Genomic DNA, 17,674 nt, shown 5'->3' on the forward strand with positions numbered 1-17,674 from the left:
CTTCCCTATGAATGCATTCCTAATCATAGAGAAGCACACGAGCCCGATGGTTCAACCCCTCAGCCGCGCGCCTCCTTGAACAGCACGGCAATGCCGGGGTGATAGTTGCCGGCCTCGCTGCGCAATTTGCGGTAGGCGTACGGGAAGTACCAGGCGACAGCGCAGGTGTGTTCCTTTTGCAGGTCGTCGACCATGTCCTGCAGTTCTTCCGGGCTGGCGCTGTGCTGGGCTTTCTGTGGGGCGACGAACAGGCAGCCGAGTTTGAGATCGCTGGCGTAGCTGATGCGCTTGGCGTCGCTGGTGATATCGGCCAGGGCCTGGGTCAGATTCAGGCTGTTGACGCGCGGCCAGCGCTGGGTGGCCTGGATGTAGGCGCGATCTTCGGCGCCGGCCAGGAACAGGTCGGCCCGGGCATTGCGTTCGCCTTCCTCATTCTGTTTGCGGGTGGCGGTGTCGCGCAGGGTGACCAGTTCGGCCATCCATGCGGCGGCGGACAGCAGGCCGAGGTTGGCTTTTTCGTCGTGCCAGTAGGGGGTGTCGTTGTCGCCGCGCACGGCGTTGTAGCGGTCGATACAGTCAAACCATCGTTCCAGCACCGGGCGCAGGAATTCCAGCCGCGGATTGCTGATGATCATGCCTTGCATGGTGCTCTCCCTTGTTATTGTGATGTGCTCTCTGCAGTCAAAAAGCATGGCTCTTTGATATCACTGCTGACAGTGTGGCACAAGATTGGCGTCAGATAATTGATCGACGGCAGTTATTTGCCGCACGACCCCCTCTTCATTTGACGCTCCACCCCCAACCCTCTAACCTTCGCGGCTTGTTTCAGGTGCTCTGTGACCGCTGTCGACAGAGTGAAACAGGGAAGCCGGTGAGGATTGTCTTCAAGCGAAGAACCATCACGATCCCGGCGCTGCCCCCGCAACGGTAAATGAGTGAAAGCTGCGTCGGATGCCACTGCTGCAAAGCGGGAAGGCGCGCAGCCAGGCGAACGCCACTCATGAGCCCGGAGACCGGCCTGATCCATCCAGCGGCATCACGGTGGGCGATGCCAGGCTTGTTGCCGTCTATTCTTGTGCCTGCCCGCCGTTATCCAGCCTCAACGGAGAGCTCCCCCATGACTGATTCCCCCGAACGCGACGAGCGCCACCTGGCGCGCATGCAGCGCAAAAAAGCCGTGATCGACGAGCGCATCGCCAACTCGCCAGACGAATGCGGCCTGGTGCTGGTGCTGACCGGCAACGGCAAAGGCAAAAGCAGCTCGGCGTTCGGCATGCTCGCCCGCGCCATGGGCCACGGCATGCAGTGCGGTGTGGTGCAGTTCATCAAGGGCCGCAACAGCACGGGTGAAGAACTGTTCTTCCGCCGTTTCCCGGAGCAGGTGCGTTTTCATGTGATGGGTGAAGGCTTCACTTGGGAAACCCAGGACCGCCAGCGCGACATCGCCGCCGCCGAAGCTGCATGGGAAGTCTCCCGCGAACTGCTGCGTGATCCGTCGATCGGTCTGGTGGTGCTCGACGAACTGAACATCGCCCTCAAGCACGGTTACCTCGATCTGGATCGGGTGCTCAGCGATCTGCAGGCCCGTCCGCCGATGCAGCATGTGATCGTCACCGGTCGCGCCGCGAAGCCGGAAATGATCGAGATGGGCGACACCGTCACCGAAATGGGCATGATCAAGCACGCCTTCCAGGCCGGCATCAAAGCGCAGAAAGGCGTCGAACTTTGAATCAACCACGTCACTGCCCGGCGGTACTGATCGCCGCGCCGGCTTCCGGTCAGGGCAAGACCACCGTCACCGCCGCACTGGCCCGCTTGCATCGCAATCAGGGCCGCAAGGTTCGCGTGTTCAAGTGCGGCCCGGACTTTCTCGACCCGATGATCCTCGAACGCGCCAGCGGTGCGCCGGTCTATCAACTGGACATGTGGATGGTCGGCGAGCAGGAAAGTCGTCGTCTGTTGTGGGAGGCCGCCGCAGAAGCGGATCTGATCCTGATCGAAGGCGTGATGGGCTTGTTCGATGGCACGCCGTCGAGCGCCGATCTGGCGCGGCACTTCGGCGTGCCGGTACTCGGCGTGATCGACGGCACGGCCATGGCCCAGACCTTCGGCGCCCTGGCGCTGGGCCTGGCGCGCTATCAGCCGGACTTGCCGTTCGCCGGCGTGCTGGCCAACCGCGTCGGCACCGTACGCCATGCGCAATTGCTCGAAGGCAGTCTCACCGAAGGTCTGCGCTGGTACGGCGCGCTGTCCCGGGAAACCGGGATCGAACTGCCAAGCCGCCATCTCGGCCTGGTGCAGGCCAGTGAGCTGAACGATCTCGATGTACGTCTCGACGCCGCCGCCGAAGCGCTGGCCGGCACTTGCGAGGTAGCGCTGCCACCGGCCGTGGAGTTCGCCGCACCTGAAGTCGTGAAGACCGAAAGACTGCTCGAAGGCGTGCGGATTGCTGTCGCCCGCGACGAAGCTTTCGCCTTCACCTATGGCGCCAGTCTCGATCTGTTGCGGGCGATGGGTGCGGAGCTGAGTTTCTTCTCGCCGATCCGCGATACGCAATTACCCGAAGCCGACAGCTTGTACCTGCCGGGCGGTTATCCGGAATTGCACCACGTTGCCTTGTCGCAGAACGCCGACATGCTTAAAGCGATCCGCGCGCATCACGCCGCCGGTAAACCGCTGCTCGCTGAATGTGGCGGCATGCTGTATCTGCTCGACTCGTTGACCGATGTCGAAGGCACCCGCGCCGAACTGGTCGGTTTGCTCAAGGGTGATGCGGTGATGCAAAAGCGTCTGGCAGCCCTGGCCCTGCAATCCGTCGAATTCCCGGATGGCTTGTTGCGTGGCCACACCTATCACCATTCCCTGACCACCACCGAACTGACGCCGATTGCCCGTGGCCACAGTCCCAATGGGGGGCGCGGTGCCGAAGCGGTGTATCGGGAAGGGCGGATGACTGCCTCGTACGTGCACTTTTACTTTCCGTCGAACCCGTCGGCGATTGCCGCACTGTTGGTGCCATGACCGACAACGCCTTCACTGAAACTGAGCGCGAAGCGGTCTATCGCGCTATCGCCGAACGCCGCGATATGCGCCACTTCAGTGGCGGTACGGTCGAGCCGGAACTGTTGCGCCGCTTGCTGGAAGCCGCGCATCAGGCGCCAAGCGTCGGCCTGATGCAGCCGTGGCGCTTCATCCGCATCAGCGACCGCGCCTTGCGCGGACAGATCCAGAATCTTGTGGAAGAAGAACGGGTACGCACCGCCGAAGCCCTCGGCGAGCGCAGCGACGAGTTCATGAAGCTTAAGGTCGAAGGCATCAATGACTGCGCCGAGGTGCTGGTCGCAGCCTTGATGGACGACCGCGAGCGGCACATTTTCGGCCGTCGCACGCTGCCGGAAATGGACATGGCGTCGCTGTCCTGCGCGATCCAGAACCTGTGGCTGGCGGCGCGTGCCGAAGGTCTGGGCATGGGCTGGGTGTCGCTGTTCGAACCGCAAGCGCTGGCGGATCTGCTGCAACTGCCGGCCGGGGCCAAGCCGCTGGCGGTTCTTTGCCTGGGGCCGGTCAAGGAATTCTATCCGGCGCCGATGCTGGTACTCGAAGGGTGGGCGCAGGCGCGTCCGCTCAATGAGCTGCTGTATGAAAATTTCTGGGGAGTGAGTCAATGAGTGTGGCGTTGCTGAGTGTCGCCGCGGTTGCGCTGGATGCGCTGCTGGGTGAACCGAAACGCTGGCATCCGCTGGTGGCGTTCGGCAATTTCGCCGGGCGCATCGAGCAACGTTTCAACACCGGCGGGCGCGGCTGGCGCAGCCATGGTGTCACCGCTTGGGTGATCGCGGTGCTGCCGCTGACCCTGCTTGCCACGGCATTGTCCTGGGCGCCGTATGTGGGCTGGATTGTCGAGATCGTCGCGCTGTATTGCGCCCTTGGCATGCGCAGCCTCGGCGAGCACGTCGAGCCGGTGGCCAAGGCCTTGCGCAGCGATGATCTGGAGGAGGCACGCAAACGCGTGGGTTATCTGGTCAGCCGCCAGACCAGTGAACTGGACAGCACCGCCGTCGCCCGCGCCGCCACCGAGTCGGTGCTGGAGAACGGCAGCGATGCGGTGTTTGCCGCGATCTTCTGGTTTGTCGTGGCCGGTGCGCCGGGCGTGGTGCTCTATCGCCTGAGCAATACGCTCGACGCGATGTGGGGTTACCGCAACGAACGCTTCGAGCGTTTCGGCTGGGCAGCGGCAAAAATCGACGACGTCCTCAACTACATTCCTGCACGTCTGGTGGCGTTGACCTACGCGCTGCTGGGCAAGACCCGACTCGCGCTGAAATGCTGGCGCACCCAGGGTCCGAAATGGGACAGCCCGAACGCAGGCCCGGTGATGGCTGCCGGCGCAGGTGCCTTGGGCGTCGAGTTGGGCGGGCCGGCGATTTACCACGGCGAGCTGCACGAGCGCCCGCAACTGGGCGAGGGTGCGCCGGCGGATGCCGATTCCATCGATCGCGGCTGGCAATTGGTCCAGCGCGGGGTATGGTTATGGCTGCTGATTCTCTGCGTGGGGGCTGAATTCTATGCTTGAACACGGTGGCCGGTTGCGCAGGGCGGCGCTGGAATACGGCATCGCCGAAGAAGACTGGCTCGACCTGTCCACCGGGCTGGCGCCGTGGCCGTTTCCGGTCCCGGAGATCCCGCTGCGGGCCTGGGCGCGTCTGCCGGAAACCGATGACGGTCTGGAGCAGGCGGCGTGCGACTACTACGGTGCCGCTCAGGTGCTGCCGGTGGCCGGTTCGCAGATGGCTATCCAGTTGCTGCCGCGATTGCGACGGGCCGGCAAGGTCGGCGTGCTGTCGCCGTGTTATGCCGAGCATGCCGAGGCCTGGCGGCGCAGTGGTTACATCGTCCGTGAAGTGCTGGAGCAGGAGGTCGATTTCTTTCTCGACGGCCTCGACGTGCTGGTGGTGGTCAACCCGAACAATCCCACTGGCCTGAGCCTGACTCCGGCGAAGTTGCTCGACTGGCACGCACGGCTGGCCCAGCGCGGCGGCTGGCTGGTGGTCGATGAAGCGTTCATGGACAACACCCCGCAGTTGAGCCTGGCGCCGCATACCCATCAGGTCGGACTGATCGTGTTGCGTTCGTTCGGCAAGTTTTTCGGGCTGGCCGGTGTTCGACTCGGGTTCGTGCTGGCCGAGCGCAAGTTGCTCCGTTTACTGGCCGAGCAGGTGGGGCCCTGGGCTGTCAGCGGGCCGACCCGCGTGCTGGGGCAGGCCTGCCTGCAAGACACCGAAGGCCACACTCGTCAACGAATTCGCAGCGATGAAGCCAGCGAGCGTCTGGCTGCGTTGCTCGAACGCTACGACTTCAAACCTCAGGGTGGCTGTGCGCTGTTCCAGTGGCTGATCACCGAGCATGCTCACGCACTTCACGAATTCATGGCCCGTCGCGGCATCCTCCTGCGTCTCTTCACGCACAACAGCAGCCTGCGTTTCGGTCTGCCGGCCAATGCCGCCGACGAGGCGCGTCTTGAGCAGGCCCTGCAAGCGTTCGCCGTGGACCGCTCTATGGACAAGAAACCCGCATGACTACGTTAATGGTGCAAGGCACCACCTCCGATGCCGGCAAAAGCACGCTGGTGACGGCGCTGTGCCGCTGGGCGACCCGTCAGGGTGTTGCCGTGGTGCCATTCAAACCGCAGAACATGGCGCTCAACAGCGCGGTGACTGCCGACGGCGGCGAAATCGGCCGGGCACAAGCAGTGCAGGCGCAGGCCTCGCATCTTGAACCGCATACCGACATGAACCCGGTGCTGCTCAAGCCCAACAGCGACACCGGCGCCCAGGTCATCATCCACGGGCGTGCGGTCACCAGCATGAACGCCTTTGCCTATCACGACTACAAAGCCATCGCCATGCAGGCGGTGCTCGCCTCTCACGAGCGCTTGAGCGCCGCGTATCCGCTGGTGATGGTCGAGGGCGCGGGCTCGCCGGCGGAGATCAATCTGCGTGCCGGCGATATCGCCAACATGGGTTTCGCCGAAGCGGTGGATTGCCCGGTGCTGTTGATTGCCGACATCAATCGAGGCGGCGTGTTTGCCCATCTGGTGGGCACGCTGGAACTGCTGTCACCGAGCGAGCAGGCACGGGTGAAGGGCTTCATCATCAACCGTTTTCGCGGCGATATCGCTTTGCTGCAACCGGGCCTCGACTGGCTGGAGCAGCGCACCGGCAAACCGGTGGTGGGCGTCCTGCCGTACGTGATGGATCTGCATCTGGAGGCCGAGGACGGCATCGACCAGCGTCAGACCGACAAGGCCGAGCAAGTCCTGAAAGTGGTGGTGCCGGTACTGCCGCGCATCAGCAATCACACCGATTTCGATCCCCTGCGACTGCATCCGCAGGTTGACCTGCAATTCATCGGCCCGGGGCAGGTGATTCCTCCAGCCGACCTGATCATCCTGCCGGGCTCGAAAAGTGTCCGTAGCGATCTGGCCTATCTGCGCGCCAACGGCTGGGAAACCGCCATCAGCCGGCATCTGCGTTATGGCGGCAAGCTGCTGGGAATCTGCGGCGGTCTGCAAATGCTCGGCGAGCAGGTGCATGATCCGCTCGGCCTGGAAGGCGCGCCGGGTTCCAGTGCTGGTCTGGGGCTGCTGGCATTCGAAACCCAGCTCGAAGCCGAGAAGCAGTTGCGCAATGTGCGCGGGCGTCTGGCGCTGGAAAACGCCGAGGTCAGCGGTTATGAAATTCATGCGGGTGTGACGACTGGGGCTGCGCTGGAAAACGCTGCTGTGCATCTGGACGATGGCCGTTGCGACGGCGCCCAAAGTCCAGACGGCCAGATATTCGGCACCTACCTGCACGGCCTGTTCGAATCGCCGGCGGCCAGTGCAGCGCTGTTGCGCTGGGCCGGTTTGAACGATGTGCAGGAGGTGGATTACCACGGCCTGCGCGAACGCGATATCGAGCGGCTGGCGGATCTGGTGGAGAAGCATCTCGATACCGGGCTGTTACGTGAACTCTGTGGAATGTCCCCATGCTCCAGTTGATCCTCGGCGGTGCCCGCTCCGGCAAAAGTCGCCTGGCCGAAAAACTCGCCACTGACAGCGCGCTGGCCGTGACGTACATCGCCACCAGCCAGCCGCTGGATGGCGAGATGAATGAACGCGTCGCCCATCACCGGGCGCGACGTCCTGCCGAATGGGCATTGATCGAAGAACCGCTGGAGCTGGCCCGTGTGCTGCGCGAAACCGCCAGCGCCGAGCGTTGCCTGCTGGTGGATTGCCTGACGCTGTGGCTGACCAATCTGCTGATGCTCGAAGACGTCGAGCGTCTCGCCGCCGAACGCGAAGCCCTGCTCGAATGCCTGGCGTCGCTGCCGGGTGAAATCATTTTTGTCAGCAACGAAACCGGAATGGGTGTCGTGCCGCTGGGCGAATTGACTCGCCGCTACGTCGATGAAGCCGGTTGGCTGCATCAAGCTCTGGCCGAGCGTTGTCAGCGAGTCGTCCTGACCGTCGCCGGCCTGCCCCTGACTCTGAAAGGACCTGCGTTATGACCCAAGCCTGGTGGCTGAACCCGTGCAAACCGGTGGATACCGACGCCGTTGAAAACGCGGCGGCGCGTCAGCAGCAATTGACCAAACCTGCCGGCTCCCTCGGGCAGCTCGAATCGGTGGCGGTGCAACTGGCCGGATTGCAGGGCCGGATCAAGCCGACACTCGATCAGGTCTGGATCGCGATTTTTGCCGGCGACCACGGCGTTGTCGCCGAAGGCGTTTCGGCGTTCCCGCAGGAAGTCACCGGCCAGATGCTGCTGAACTTCGTCAGTGGCGGCGCGGCGATCAGCGTGCTGGCGCGACAACTGGGTGCGCAGCTGGAAGTGGTGGATCTGGGCACCGTGACCCCGTCGCTGAACCTGCCGGGTGTGCGTCATCTGAACATCGGCCCGGGCACGGCGAATTTCGCCAAGGGCGCGGCGATGACATCGGCCCAGGGCGAGTTGGCCCTGCAGGCCGGTCGCGACAGCGTGCTGCGCGCGAAGGCGGCGGGTACGCAATTGTTTATCGGCGGTGAAATGGGCATCGGCAACACCACGGCCGCCAGTGCGCTGGCCTGTGCGCTGCTCGATTGCCCGGTGGCGCACCTGACCGGTCCCGGCACCGGGCTGAATGCCGAAGGCGTCAGCCACAAGGCGCAGGTGATCGAGCGGGCGCTGGCGCTGCACGCGGTGCAACGTGGGGATGTGTTGCAGACCCTGTTCAGTCTCGGCGGATTCGAGATTGCGGCTTTGGTCGGCGCGTATCTGGCGTGTGCTCAGGAAGGCGTTGCGGTGCTTGTGGACGGTTTTATCTGCACCGTTGCGGCGCTGGTGGCGGTGCGGCTGAATCCGGCCTGCCGTGAATGGCTGCTGTTCGGCCATCGCGGTGCCGAGCCGGGTCATCGTCATGTGCTGGAAACCCTTGGTGCCGAACCGCTGCTGGAACTGGGCCTGCGTCTGGGCGAGGGCAGCGGCGCGGCGCTGGCGGTGCCGTTGCTGCGCCTGGCCTGCGACCTGCACGGGCAGATGGCGACCTTCGCCGAAGCCGCGGTGGCGGACCGCCCGGCATGACCTTGCGTCTGGACCTGCTGCGCCACGGTGAAACCGAACTCGGCGGCGGCCTGCGCGGCAGTCTCGACGATGCGCTGACCGAAAAGGGCTGGGCGCAGATGCGCGAGGCGGTGATCGGGAAGGGGCCGTGGGATCGGCTGGTCAGTTCGCCGTTGCAGCGTTGCGCGCGGTTTGCTGAAGAGTTGGGCGCGCAACGGGATCTGTCGGTGTCTCTGGACAAGGATCTGCAAGAGCTGCATTTCGGTGTCTGGGAAGGACAGAGCGCGGCGGCGTTGATGGAGACCGATGCCGAAGCGCTTGGACTGTTCTGGGCCGATCCCTACGCGTTTACTCCGCCGCAGGGTGAGGCGGTCAGCGACTTTTCAGCGCGGGTGCTGGCGGCGGTCATGCGTTTGCATGCGGCGCATGCGGGGGAGCGGGTGTTGCTGGTCAGTCATGGTGGCGTCATGCGCCTGTTGCTGGCCCGTGCCCGTGGTTTGCCCCGTGAACAACTGCTCAATGTCGAAGTCGCTCACGGCGCACTGTTTTCGCTGATCGTCGAGGCCGATGGTTCGCTCAAGGAAGTGCGCTGACATGCTGCCCCTGTGGATCGCCCTGCAATTTCTCAGCAGCCTGCCGATTCGTCTGCCGGGCATGCCGGCACCTGAACAACTCGGGCGCTCGCTGCTGTTTTATCCGCTGGTAGGATTGCTGTTCGGCGTGATTCTCTGGGCGCTGAACATCGTTTTGGCCGGCGCGCCATTGTTGCTACACGGGGCGTTGCTGCTGACGGTGTGGGTGCTGCTCAGCGGCGCACTGCACCTCGACGGCCTGGCGGACAGCGCCGATGCGTGGCTTGGCGGCTTCGGTGATCGCGAGCGCACGCTGACGATCATGAAGGATCCGCGCAGCGGGCCGATCGCGGTGGTGACGCTGGTGCTGGTGTTGCTGCTCAAATACGCCGCGTTGTTGGCGTTGATCGAAAAACAACAAGGTATGGCGTTGATCATTGTCCCGCTAATTGGGCGAGCAGCACTGCTCGGGCTGTTCCTCACCACCACCTATGTGCGGGCCGGCGGATTGGGGCAGGCGCTGGCCGATCATCTGCCGCGCAAAACGGGCTGGCAGGTGCTGGCGGTGAGTTCAGTGGTGTGCGTGCTGATCGCCGGGTTCAACGCTGTCGTGGCGCTGCTGCTGTCGGTCGTCGTGTTCATCTGGCTGCGGCATTTGATGGTGCGGCGACTGGGCGGAACCACCGGTGATACGGCCGGTGCCTTGCTGGAATTGCTGGAGATGTCAGTGCTGGTCGGGCTGGCCTTATTTTGATCTGTAACTTGATTTAACACAGTCGCGGGTATATACACGCATCATGCTTCCTTCTCAATGTTTGTGCACCAACCTGCGTCGCGCCGCCCGTGGCGTCAGCAGGCATTACGACGGCGCTCTCGACGGCTTCGGGATCAACGTTGCCCAGTATTCTCTGCTGTGCAACCTGCAGCGTCTGGATCAACCGAGCATTTCCGAACTGGCCGAGGCCATGGGGCTGGACCGCAGCACTCTCGGGCGCAATCTGCGGGTGCTGGAAGGCGAGGGGCTGGTGGCGCTGGCCGAAGGCGAAGACATGCGCAACCGCATCGTCCGGCTCACCGAAACCGGCGCACAACGCCTGGCAGCGGCCCTGCCGGCCTGGGAAGCGGCGCAACAGCGGTTGATCGACCGACTGGGCGCCGAGAAGCGTGAAACCTTGCTGCGGCTGTTGGATGAGCTGGCCTGAGGGCCGGTTTTTTCCGAATCTAAGCGGGTATATACCCGCGACTGGAGAATAACAATGAGTTCGATGTGGCGTGCGTGCGGTTGGGTGTTGCTGGGGAGTGCGCTGATTCTGGCGTTGTCATTGGGTGTGCGGCACGGTTTCGGGCTGTTTCTGTCGCCGATGAGCGCCCAGTTTGGCTGGGGGCGCGAGGTGTTCGCCTTCGCCATCGCCCTGCAGAACCTGATCTGGGGCCTGGCACAACCCTTCACCGGCGCATTGGCCGACCGCTTCGGCGCGGCAAAAGTGGTGCTGATCGGTGGCGTGCTCTACGCCTTGGGCCTGGTGTTCATGGGGCTGTCGGAGACCGCTTTGGGTCTGTCCCTGAGTGCCGGTCTGCTGATCGGTATCGGGCTCTCCGGTACTTCTTTCTCGGTGATTCTCGGTGTGGTCGGTCGTGCTGTTCCGCCGGAGAAACGCAGCATGGGCATGGGCATTGCCAGCGCCGCCGGGTCCTTTGGTCAGTTCGCGATGCTGCCGGGCACCCTCGGGCTGATCGGCTGGCTGGGCTGGTCGGCGGCATTGCTGGTGCTGGGCCTGCTGGTGGCGCTGATCGTGCCGCTGGTGAGCATGCTCAAGGACAAGCCGCTGCCGGTGCTCGGGCATGAACAAACCCTGTCCGAAGCCCTGCGCGAAGCCTGCTCGCACTCCGGGTTCTGGCTGCTGGCGTTCGGCTTCTTCGTCTGCGGTTTCCAGGTAGTGTTCATCGGTGTGCACCTGCCGGCGTATCTGGTCGACCAGCATCTGCCGGCCACCGTCGGTACCACAGTGCTGGCGTTGATCGGGCTGTTCAACATCTTCGGCACCTACACCGCCGGCTGGCTCGGCGGGCGCATGTCCAAGCCGCGCTTGCTGACCGGGCTGTACCTGCTGCGGGCAGTGGTGATCGTGCTGTTCCTGTGGCTGCCGGTGACGACGACTACGGCGTATCTGTTCGGTATGGCGATGGGGTTCCTGTGGCTGTCGACGGTGCCGTTGACCAACGGCACGGTGGCGACCTTGTTTGGCGTGCGAAACCTGTCCATGCTCGGCGGGATCGTGTTCCTGTTCCACCAGCTCGGCTCGTTCCTCGGCGGCTGGCTGGGCGGGGTGGTGTATGACCGTACCGGGAGTTATGACTTGATCTGGCAAGTGGCGATTCTCTTGAGCCTGTTGGCGGCCGCGCTGAACTGGCCGGTGCGCGAGCGTCCGGTCGAGCGTCTGCAGGCCCGTACGAGCGCGGCATGAAGCGAATCTGGCCACGAATCGCCATCACCGCACTCGGCGCTGTCTTGCTGGCGCTGGTGTGGTGGGGCTGGCATCAGGGCGGCCTGGCGCTGATGCAGTTGGGCATGGGCGCTTGCCTGTAGGCTCTGAGGGCGAGTAACGTCGGGTTCTGACGACTCTCAAGGATGCCCGACATGCTCAAGCGCTGGTGTGCTGTTCCCGCGTTGCTGATGGCGTTGACCGGACTGGCCCAGGCCGCGGACTGTCCGGAATTGCTGCAAGGTTCGCTGCCCAAATTGCGGGCCAAGGAATCCATCGACCTGTGCCAGCGCTACGCCGACAAACCGCTGGTGGTGATCAACACCGCCAGCTTCTGTGGTTTCGCCCCGCAATTCGAAGGTCTCGAAGCGCTCAACCAGCGCTACAAGGCGCAAGGGCTGGAAATGCTTGGCGTCCCCTCCAATGACTTCAAGCAAGAGTCCAAGGACAGCGCCGAGACCGCCAAGGTCTGTTACGCCAACTACGGCGTGACGTTCACCATGACCGAGCCGCAGAAAGTCCGTGGTGACGGTGCCACCCACCTGTTCCAGGTACTTGCCGCGCAAAGCAGCGCGCCGAAGTGGAATTTCTATAAATACGTGGTCGATCGCCAGGGCAAGGTGATCGCCAATTTCTCCAGCCTGACCAAACCGGATGATCCGGAATTTCTCGCGGCCATCGAGAAGGCCATTGCATCGAAACCGCTGAAACCCTGATCGACGCCCACTAAAAAGCCCCGCCTCTGTAAAGAGAGCGGGGCTTTTTTTATGGGCGAGGCCTCAAATGGTAAAGAGCTCAGCCTCGCCGTACAGCATCAGAAGCGGTAGGTCGCACCGACACCGAAACCGTTTGCCGAGTTTTCATACTTGGCATCGTAGGTCTGGCCACGATCGTTTTCGTTGCGGATCTTGACGGCTTCTTCCTTCAGGTAGGAGTAGGCGACGTCGATGGTCAGGTCTTCGGTCGGGCTCCAGCCGGCGCCGATGCTGAAGATGGTCCGGTCACCGGTAGGGATGCGCGGCGAACGGTCGACGTTGTTGGTCGGCGACTGGTCGAAGGTCAGACCGGTACGCAGTACCCATTCCTTGTTCAGCTGGTAGGAAGTACCGACGGCGTAGGCCCAGCTGTCATGCCAGTTCTGCTCTTCGGTGATCTCGCCGAACTGACCGGCCAGCAGAGGCTGTACACCGGAGTTCTTGACGGTGATCTTTTCCAGCTGGCTCCAGCGGGTCCAGGTGGTACCGGCGTAGACGTTCCAGCGGTCGTTGATCGCCTGGGTGACCGAGAAGTCCACGGACTCAGGGGTAGTGATCTTCAGCGAAGCGTCGTACTTCTGGCTGGCGCCCAGACCGACTGCGGCCAGTGCGCCGTAGTTGACCTTGGTGTTGCCTTCGAGTTTGTAGTCGACTTTCGAGTGGTAAGTCAGGCCCAGGCGAGTGGTGTCGGTCGCTTGTACCAGAACACCGATGTTGTAGCCCAGTGCGGTGTCGTCACCCTTGATCTTGACCTTGCCGTCCGGCAGGGCCTGGGTGATCGACAGGTTGGATTCCAGGGTGCCGTCGATACGGTTGATGGTTGGACCGAAACCGATCGACACAACGTCGTTGAACTTGTAGCTGACGGTTGGCTGGAAGGTGATGACTTGTACTTCGGACTTGCTGCCGAAGTAGCGGCCGGCAAAGCCTTTTTCATAGTCGGTAATCAGGCCGAAGGGTACGTACACACCCAGGCCGAATGCCCAATGCTCGTCGATCGGCTTGACGTAGAAACCCATAGGAACTGAGGTGAAGGGCACCATGTCGCCTTTGTTGCTGCCGCCGTTAGGGCTGGAGCTGGCGTCGCTGATATCGGTCTTGGCATCGAGGAATGCAACGCCACCGGTGACTTGTTCGCGAGTGAGGCGCGACATGCCGGCAGGGTTGCCGTAAACAGTGCTTGCGTCGTCGGCAGAAGAAGATCGCCCGGCGTACCCAGTCCCCATCCCGCTGATGCTGTGTTCGTTGATGGCAAAGCCAGCGGCGAAAATCTGCGTGGATGCCAGGGAAACGGCGAGGCTAATGGTGGTTTTGAGCATTACTTTTTTCATTATTAGAACTCCTGGTGATCACCGGGGCGAAAATTACCAACATTTTCGTCCCAGCGCTATAGTCCGTATGGCTTGAGTTAGAGCGGTTTTGTAGGACAATCCGACCAGATTCGCGACCCGTTGGCCGATCTTGCGAAACCGGTGAGTCAGCACGCGACCTGATTCAGCGGTGAAACACAGGTCTGCCAAGCACAGGTGAAGTCGCGCAGACGACCCTGGGGTTGAAAGGTCTGACGCCAGATACGGGCCATTGCGAGCAGGTCGTCCGGGTCGGGGAGTGTGGGGGTCTGTTCTTCCACCAGCAGCCAGGCAATGGCAGTGGCGTAACGCAGATTGACGGTCAGTTCGAGGTGGGGACTGCTGAGAAAGGCATGCTGGCTGGCGAGGCCACGAACCAGGCTGGCGCGCTCCGGATCGAGCGCCAGGTAGTGGTCCCACAGCGCCTGGTGGCGATGCTCGGCAATCCGGTACAGGCCGTGGCCACGGCGGTCATGCAGGGCTGAACCCAGGGCGGACTGGCTGGCGGCGATGCCCAGCAGCAGGGATTCGGCGGTGGCGCAGTGGCGTCCCAGATAAATCAGCGTCGGACGGATCACATAGCGGCACAGTTCGCTGGCAGCGATACCCATAAAACCCTCGGATCTTGTTATTGGGCGGCGAGACCTGAAGGGGAGCTTGGCAGCTGTGGATCGACTCAGGCCCGCCGGAAGCGGATCACGCCGCTTGAGTTGAAGTGTAGTGTCATATTCGCGACGTAAAGGCCTGTTTTTAAAATATTTCCGGCGGGCAGTTATAACCGTTATATCGGTTGGTGCTTAACCGGGAAGGGTAAAAAGAGAAACATCGGGCAATAAAAAGCCCCGCTTTTCAGGCGGGGCTTTTGCTTTTGCAGCCATTTCGGCCTCTCAGGCGATCAACGCCTGACGGGTACGATCAATCACGGCCTGCAGCGGTTCGGCGCTGGAGTATTGATCAGGGTACAGACGTTCGCTATGGCGGGCGATCCCGTGCTCATTGACCACGGTGAAGCTGAAGCAGCCTTTGCGAGCGGCCATGATCAGGCAGTTCATTGGAGCAAAAGCGTTGGTTAGGGTGCGAATGGCATCCTGAGTCTGGATTTGAGTAGACATAGTTATTAGGTGTTCCTACAAATGACACGGATAAGAACCGTGCAACGTTAAAACGTTCCAGTAACGCAGACCACCATTGGTCGAACGAAGAACCCGACTGGAACAAAGCAGCCAGTTTGAAGCGCTGATAAGTTGGCGCGCTTGGGCTGGCAGGTAGGTACTTAGGAGGACAGGCAACACATCGAGGGCAGAGGTTCTGGGCCCGGGGTGAAGATCCTGATCAATTTGCAGGTTGGTTCGGTCAGAGTAACGGTTCTTTGCAACATCCTTTGATTCGATTCAAAGGCTGTGTCGTCGCAAGATTTACCTGGAAACCATCGAGGGGTCGGGCCCGCTTTTTCGGTGGAGGCTTCTCTGAGAGAAGGCTGACCGTGGGGGTTGTTCGACCGGAATTGACTTTCAGCTTGGTACTAACGCCGCGGATACTAACGGAACACGTCGAGGAAGGCAAACCCGATTTTTAAAAAGAACAGACGGACTGTTCCTTGAGCCCCGGCCCCGCCCCGATTTGGCTCACATTCCGACCGTCGGTCGTCACGGTGGGCGAGCCGAATCAGCACAGCGCAAGGGCTTATCCCCAGTCCGGCTGGCAAAACGACCCGAAAAAGCGCACCGATATAACCGCGTAACAGGTACTTGTGCACATTAGTTGCGCGGACGGTAACGACGCTGTCACATCGAACCTGACCCCGGTGGCTGCCTGTAACGAAAGTTTAAGTCAATGAAAAACATCGCTTTTTTTTACTGGTGAAAAAATCGTCAGTTTGACTGCGGGCCCCATTCCACAAGGCTTTGCGGCGAGTCGGGGGCGGTTGTCCACTGAGTTATCCACAGCTTCTGTGGATTGTCCCGAGCGCTTGCTCTAGCACGGGCGTGCCGGGTTTTTTTCGACTTTACCTGTGCGAAAAAAAGAGTAGAGTGGCGCGCCCTCCGATCTGTCCCGCAGTGCTTTATGAAGTTTCGTTCATCTCCAGATTCTGTTACTTCCCAACCCCCTCGTGTTACCGCTCCCAAGCGATTTTCCGTGCGCGTGGCCGAATGGCTGCTCGACAGCCCGCACCTGGGCGACAGCCAGAACGCCAAACACCTCGCCGGTCGCCTGCTCAAGCAACCGGCCCGGGAAGGCGTTGTCGCGGCGCAAAGCCGACTTGGCCAGTTGATGTGCCGTGAGTGCGGCAACGCCCGGGATCGCCGTATCGGTCAGGATTTGCTGCGTCAGGCCGCCCGCGCGGGTGATCGGCGTGCGCAACAGGAACTCGGCCTGATCGAAGACTGAGCTGTCCAAGACCTGACGCCTTGGTTAACCTTCAGGCTTTATCGGATCGGCGGGAATCACTATGGCGATGGACTTGACCAGCATCTTGCTCGGCTTGGCAGGCGCGGCGTTACCGTTGCTGGCGCTGGCCTGGCAACTGCAGCGCCGGGCCAGTCATGGCGAGTCCGAAGTCGCGTTGCTCGAAGAGCGGCTGGCCATGGCGCAGATGGCCCAGGACGGCCTCAACGCCCAGCTCGAAGCCTGTCGCGACGAAATGGCCGATCTCGGCCAGGCCAATGCCGCCAAACAAGCCGATCTCGCGGCCGTGCGCCGGGAAGTCGAACTGTTGCAGATCGAGCGTGACGATGCCCGCGACGCCGCCCATGCCTGGAACCTCGAACGTGCCAGCAAGGAAGCCGAACTGCGGCGCCTGGATGCTCAGGCCGCTTCCCTGAATGCCGAATTGCGCGAGCAGCAGGAAAGCCATCAACAACGCCTCGATGACCTGCAAGGCTCCCGCGACGAGTTGCGCGCCCAGTTCGCCGAACTGGCGGGGAAGATCTTCGACGAGCGTGAACAGCGTTTCGCCGAAACCAGCCAGCAGCGCCTCGGGCAGTTGCTTGATCCCCTGAAAGAACGCATCCAGTCCTTCGAAAAACGGGTCGAGGAAAGCTATCAGGCCGAAGCCCGCGAGCGCTTTTCCCTGGCCAAGGAACTGGAGCGTCTTCAGCAACTGAACCTGCGCCTGAGTGATGAAGCCACCAACCTGACCCGCGCCCTGAAAGGCCAGAAAACCCAAGGTAATTGGGGCGAATTGATCCTCGAGCGAGTCCTCGAGCATGCCGGGCTGGAAAAGGGCCGCGAGTACCAGACCCAGGTCAACCTCAAGGGCCCGGACGGCGAACGCTTCCAACCCGACGTGATCATTTACCTGCCGGGCGACAAGCAGGTGGTGGTCGACTCCAAGGTCAGCCTCACCGCGTATCAGCAATATGTGGCGGCGGACGACGATGCCATCGGCCAGATCGCCATGAAGCAGCACGTACTGTCGCTGCGCAGTCACGTCAAAGGTCTGGCCGGCAAGGACTACAAGCGTCTGGAAGGCCTGCACAGCCTTGATTTCGTCTTGCTGTTCGTGCCCATCGAAGCGGCGTTTTCCGCAGCGCTGCAAGCCGAGCCGACGCTGTTTCAGGAAGCCTTCGATCGCAATATCGTGATCGTCAGCCCGACCACGCTGCTCGCCACCCTGCGGGTCATCGACAGCCTGTGGAAGCAGGAGCGCCAGAGCCAGAACGCCCGGGAAATCGCCGAGCGTGCCGGATGGCTGTACGACAAGTTCGTGCTGTTCATTCAGGATCTGGATGAAGTCGGCAATCGTCTGCAGCAACTGGACAAAGCCTACAGCGCAGCGCGCAACAAACTGACGGAAGGGCGCGGCAACCTGGTCAGCCGCAGCGAGCAGCTCAAGTTGCTCGGCGCACGAGCGAGCAAGAGCCTGCCGGCGGATCTGCTGGAGCGCGCGATGACCGATGCCGATGGGTTGGTCGAACTGCCTGAGTAAGCTGCTTT

General features: G+C 62.2%; 20 protein-coding genes and 1 riboswitch. Of the genes, 16 read left to right on the top strand and 4 right to left on the bottom strand.

All coding sequences use genetic code 11. The features are described from left to right. Positions 1-59: 59 nt before the first annotated feature. A complete protein-coding gene (locus tag R1A29_RS07800; RefSeq protein WP_085710581.1) occupies positions 60-644 on the bottom strand; it encodes a hypothetical protein in 585 nt (194 codons plus the stop codon). 166 nt (positions 645-810) lie between these two features. Further along, positions 811-1,036, top strand: a riboswitch (cobalamin riboswitch). A gap of 81 nt (positions 1,037-1,117) precedes the next feature. On the opposite strand from R1A29_RS07800, the gene cobO reads away from it, so the two are divergent. From cobO to R1A29_RS07870, 14 genes are all read left to right on the top strand, one after another. Beyond that, positions 1,118-1,729, top strand: coding sequence for a cob(I)yrinic acid a,c-diamide adenosyltransferase (gene cobO / locus R1A29_RS07805; RefSeq protein WP_438301088.1), 612 nt, complete (start codon positions 1,118-1,120; stop codon positions 1,727-1,729). Beyond that, positions 1,726-3,021, top strand: a complete 1,296-nt coding sequence (locus R1A29_RS07810) for a cobyrinate a,c-diamide synthase (protein WP_438301089.1) — start codon at positions 1,726-1,728, stop codon at positions 3,019-3,021. Before cobO ends, R1A29_RS07810 begins: the two co-directional genes overlap by 4 nt. Continuing rightward, on the top strand, positions 3,018-3,668 hold the full coding sequence (gene bluB / locus R1A29_RS07815) for a 5,6-dimethylbenzimidazole synthase (RefSeq protein ID WP_438301090.1): 651 nt from the start codon (positions 3,018-3,020) through the stop codon (positions 3,666-3,668). Before R1A29_RS07810 ends, bluB begins: the two co-directional genes overlap by 4 nt. Further along, positions 3,665-4,573, top strand: a complete 909-nt coding sequence (cbiB, locus tag R1A29_RS07820; RefSeq protein WP_438301091.1) for an adenosylcobinamide-phosphate synthase CbiB — start codon at positions 3,665-3,667, stop codon at positions 4,571-4,573. Before bluB ends, cbiB begins: the two co-directional genes overlap by 4 nt. Continuing rightward, positions 4,566-5,576 carry a threonine-phosphate decarboxylase CobD gene (gene cobD / locus R1A29_RS07825; protein ID WP_438301092.1) on the top strand — a complete coding sequence of 337 codons (1,011 nt, stop codon included), beginning with the start codon at positions 4,566-4,568 and terminating at the stop codon, positions 5,574-5,576. The genes cbiB and cobD overlap by 8 nt, the downstream gene beginning before the upstream one ends. Beyond that, entirely contained in the window at positions 5,573-7,039 is a 1,467-nt protein-coding gene (locus tag R1A29_RS07830) for a cobyric acid synthase (protein ID WP_438301093.1), read from the top strand. Before cobD ends, R1A29_RS07830 begins: the two co-directional genes overlap by 4 nt. Beyond that, positions 7,027-7,548, top strand: coding sequence for a bifunctional adenosylcobinamide kinase/adenosylcobinamide-phosphate guanylyltransferase (gene cobU, locus R1A29_RS07835; protein WP_438301094.1), 522 nt, complete (start codon positions 7,027-7,029; stop codon positions 7,546-7,548). Before R1A29_RS07830 ends, cobU begins: the two co-directional genes overlap by 13 nt. Continuing rightward, the gene (gene cobT / locus R1A29_RS07840; RefSeq protein WP_438301095.1) at positions 7,545-8,600 is read left to right on the top strand and encodes a nicotinate-nucleotide--dimethylbenzimidazole phosphoribosyltransferase; all 1,056 of its coding nucleotides are present in this window, start codon (positions 7,545-7,547) and stop codon (positions 8,598-8,600) included. Before cobU ends, cobT begins: the two co-directional genes overlap by 4 nt. Then, positions 8,597-9,172, top strand: a complete 576-nt coding sequence (gene cobC, locus R1A29_RS07845) for an alpha-ribazole phosphatase family protein (protein ID WP_438301096.1) — start codon at positions 8,597-8,599, stop codon at positions 9,170-9,172. The genes cobT and cobC overlap by 4 nt, the downstream gene beginning before the upstream one ends. Position 9,173: 1 nt before the next feature. Then, positions 9,174-9,905 carry an adenosylcobinamide-GDP ribazoletransferase gene (locus R1A29_RS07850; RefSeq protein WP_438301097.1) on the top strand — a complete coding sequence of 244 codons (732 nt, stop codon included), beginning with the start codon at positions 9,174-9,176 and terminating at the stop codon, positions 9,903-9,905. Positions 9,906-9,948: 43 nt separating this feature from the next. Continuing rightward, positions 9,949-10,353, top strand: coding sequence for a MarR family winged helix-turn-helix transcriptional regulator (locus R1A29_RS07855; RefSeq protein ID WP_007950413.1), 405 nt, complete (start codon positions 9,949-9,951; stop codon positions 10,351-10,353). 63 nt (positions 10,354-10,416) lie between these two features. Then, the gene (locus R1A29_RS07860; RefSeq protein WP_438302016.1) at positions 10,417-11,616 is read left to right on the top strand and encodes an MFS transporter; all 1,200 of its coding nucleotides are present in this window, start codon (positions 10,417-10,419) and stop codon (positions 11,614-11,616) included. Further along, positions 11,613-11,738 (top strand): hypothetical protein, encoded by a 126-nt coding sequence (locus R1A29_RS07865; protein ID WP_256576024.1) that lies wholly within the window; start codon positions 11,613-11,615, stop codon positions 11,736-11,738. Before R1A29_RS07860 ends, R1A29_RS07865 begins: the two co-directional genes overlap by 4 nt. Positions 11,739-11,789: 51 nt before the next feature. Further along, the gene (locus R1A29_RS07870; RefSeq protein ID WP_085710596.1) at positions 11,790-12,350 is read left to right on the top strand and encodes a glutathione peroxidase; all 561 of its coding nucleotides are present in this window, start codon (positions 11,790-11,792) and stop codon (positions 12,348-12,350) included. 98 nt (positions 12,351-12,448) lie between these two features. On the opposite strand, the gene R1A29_RS07875 is transcribed toward R1A29_RS07870, so the two are convergent. The 3 genes from R1A29_RS07875 to R1A29_RS07885 all read right to left on the bottom strand — a co-directional run bounded on the left by R1A29_RS07875 (position 12,449) and on the right by R1A29_RS07885 (position 14,850). After that, the gene (locus R1A29_RS07875) at positions 12,449-13,720 is read right to left on the bottom strand and encodes an OmpP1/FadL family transporter (protein WP_438301098.1); all 1,272 of its coding nucleotides are present in this window, start codon (positions 13,718-13,720) and stop codon (positions 12,449-12,451) included. A gap of 146 nt (positions 13,721-13,866) precedes the next feature. Then, the gene (locus R1A29_RS07880) at positions 13,867-14,349 is read right to left on the bottom strand and encodes a hypothetical protein (RefSeq protein WP_085710598.1); all 483 of its coding nucleotides are present in this window, start codon (positions 14,347-14,349) and stop codon (positions 13,867-13,869) included. A gap of 276 nt (positions 14,350-14,625) precedes the next feature. Next, on the bottom strand, positions 14,626-14,850 hold the full coding sequence (locus R1A29_RS07885; protein WP_007950419.1) for a hypothetical protein: 225 nt from the start codon (positions 14,848-14,850) through the stop codon (positions 14,626-14,628). A gap of 952 nt (positions 14,851-15,802) precedes the next feature. Between R1A29_RS07885 and R1A29_RS07890 the strand changes: the two genes are divergently transcribed. Both R1A29_RS07890 and rmuC read left to right on the top strand, forming a co-directional pair. Then, positions 15,803-16,126 (top strand): sel1 repeat family protein, encoded by a 324-nt coding sequence (locus tag R1A29_RS07890; protein WP_438301099.1) that lies wholly within the window; start codon positions 15,803-15,805, stop codon positions 16,124-16,126. A 175-nt stretch (positions 16,127-16,301) separates the two neighbouring features. Beyond that, positions 16,302-17,666 (top strand): DNA recombination protein RmuC, encoded by a 1,365-nt coding sequence (gene rmuC / locus R1A29_RS07895; RefSeq protein ID WP_438302017.1) that lies wholly within the window; start codon positions 16,302-16,304, stop codon positions 17,664-17,666. Positions 17,667-17,674: the final 8 nt, after the last annotated feature.

Source organism: Pseudomonas sp. NMS19W (genome assembly GCF_051554255.1).
In the GTDB taxonomy this organism is placed as follows: domain Bacteria; phylum Pseudomonadota; class Gammaproteobacteria; order Pseudomonadales; family Pseudomonadaceae; genus Aquipseudomonas; species Aquipseudomonas kribbensis.

Coding starts and splice junctions, on each gene's coding strand:
- R1A29_RS07800 (WP_085710581.1), bottom strand. CDS start 644: ATGCAAGGCATGATCATCAGCAATCCGCGGCTGGAATTCCTGCGCCCG.
- cobO (WP_438301088.1), top strand. CDS start 1,118: ATGACTGATTCCCCCGAACGCGACGAGCGCCACCTGGCGCGCATGCAG.
- bluB (WP_438301090.1), top strand. CDS start 3,018: ATGACCGACAACGCCTTCACTGAAACTGAGCGCGAAGCGGTCTATCGC.
- cbiB (WP_438301091.1), top strand. CDS start 3,665: ATGAGTGTGGCGTTGCTGAGTGTCGCCGCGGTTGCGCTGGATGCGCTG.
- cobD (WP_438301092.1), top strand. CDS start 4,566: ATGCTTGAACACGGTGGCCGGTTGCGCAGGGCGGCGCTGGAATACGGC.
- R1A29_RS07830 (WP_438301093.1), top strand. CDS start 5,573: ATGACTACGTTAATGGTGCAAGGCACCACCTCCGATGCCGGCAAAAGC.
- cobU (WP_438301094.1), top strand. CDS start 7,027: ATGCTCCAGTTGATCCTCGGCGGTGCCCGCTCCGGCAAAAGTCGCCTG.
- cobT (WP_438301095.1), top strand. CDS start 7,545: ATGACCCAAGCCTGGTGGCTGAACCCGTGCAAACCGGTGGATACCGAC.
- cobC (WP_438301096.1), top strand. CDS start 8,597: ATGACCTTGCGTCTGGACCTGCTGCGCCACGGTGAAACCGAACTCGGC.
- R1A29_RS07850 (WP_438301097.1), top strand. CDS start 9,174: ATGCTGCCCCTGTGGATCGCCCTGCAATTTCTCAGCAGCCTGCCGATT.
- R1A29_RS07855 (WP_007950413.1), top strand. CDS start 9,949: ATGCTTCCTTCTCAATGTTTGTGCACCAACCTGCGTCGCGCCGCCCGT.
- R1A29_RS07860 (WP_438302016.1), top strand. CDS start 10,417: ATGTGGCGTGCGTGCGGTTGGGTGTTGCTGGGGAGTGCGCTGATTCTG.
- R1A29_RS07865 (WP_256576024.1), top strand. CDS start 11,613: ATGAAGCGAATCTGGCCACGAATCGCCATCACCGCACTCGGCGCTGTC.
- R1A29_RS07870 (WP_085710596.1), top strand. CDS start 11,790: ATGCTCAAGCGCTGGTGTGCTGTTCCCGCGTTGCTGATGGCGTTGACC.
- R1A29_RS07875 (WP_438301098.1), bottom strand. CDS start 13,720: ATGAAAAAAGTAATGCTCAAAACCACCATTAGCCTCGCCGTTTCCCTG.
- R1A29_RS07880 (WP_085710598.1), bottom strand. CDS start 14,349: ATGGGTATCGCTGCCAGCGAACTGTGCCGCTATGTGATCCGTCCGACG.
- R1A29_RS07885 (WP_007950419.1), bottom strand. CDS start 14,850: ATGTCTACTCAAATCCAGACTCAGGATGCCATTCGCACCCTAACCAAC.
- R1A29_RS07890 (WP_438301099.1), top strand. CDS start 15,803: ATGAAGTTTCGTTCATCTCCAGATTCTGTTACTTCCCAACCCCCTCGT.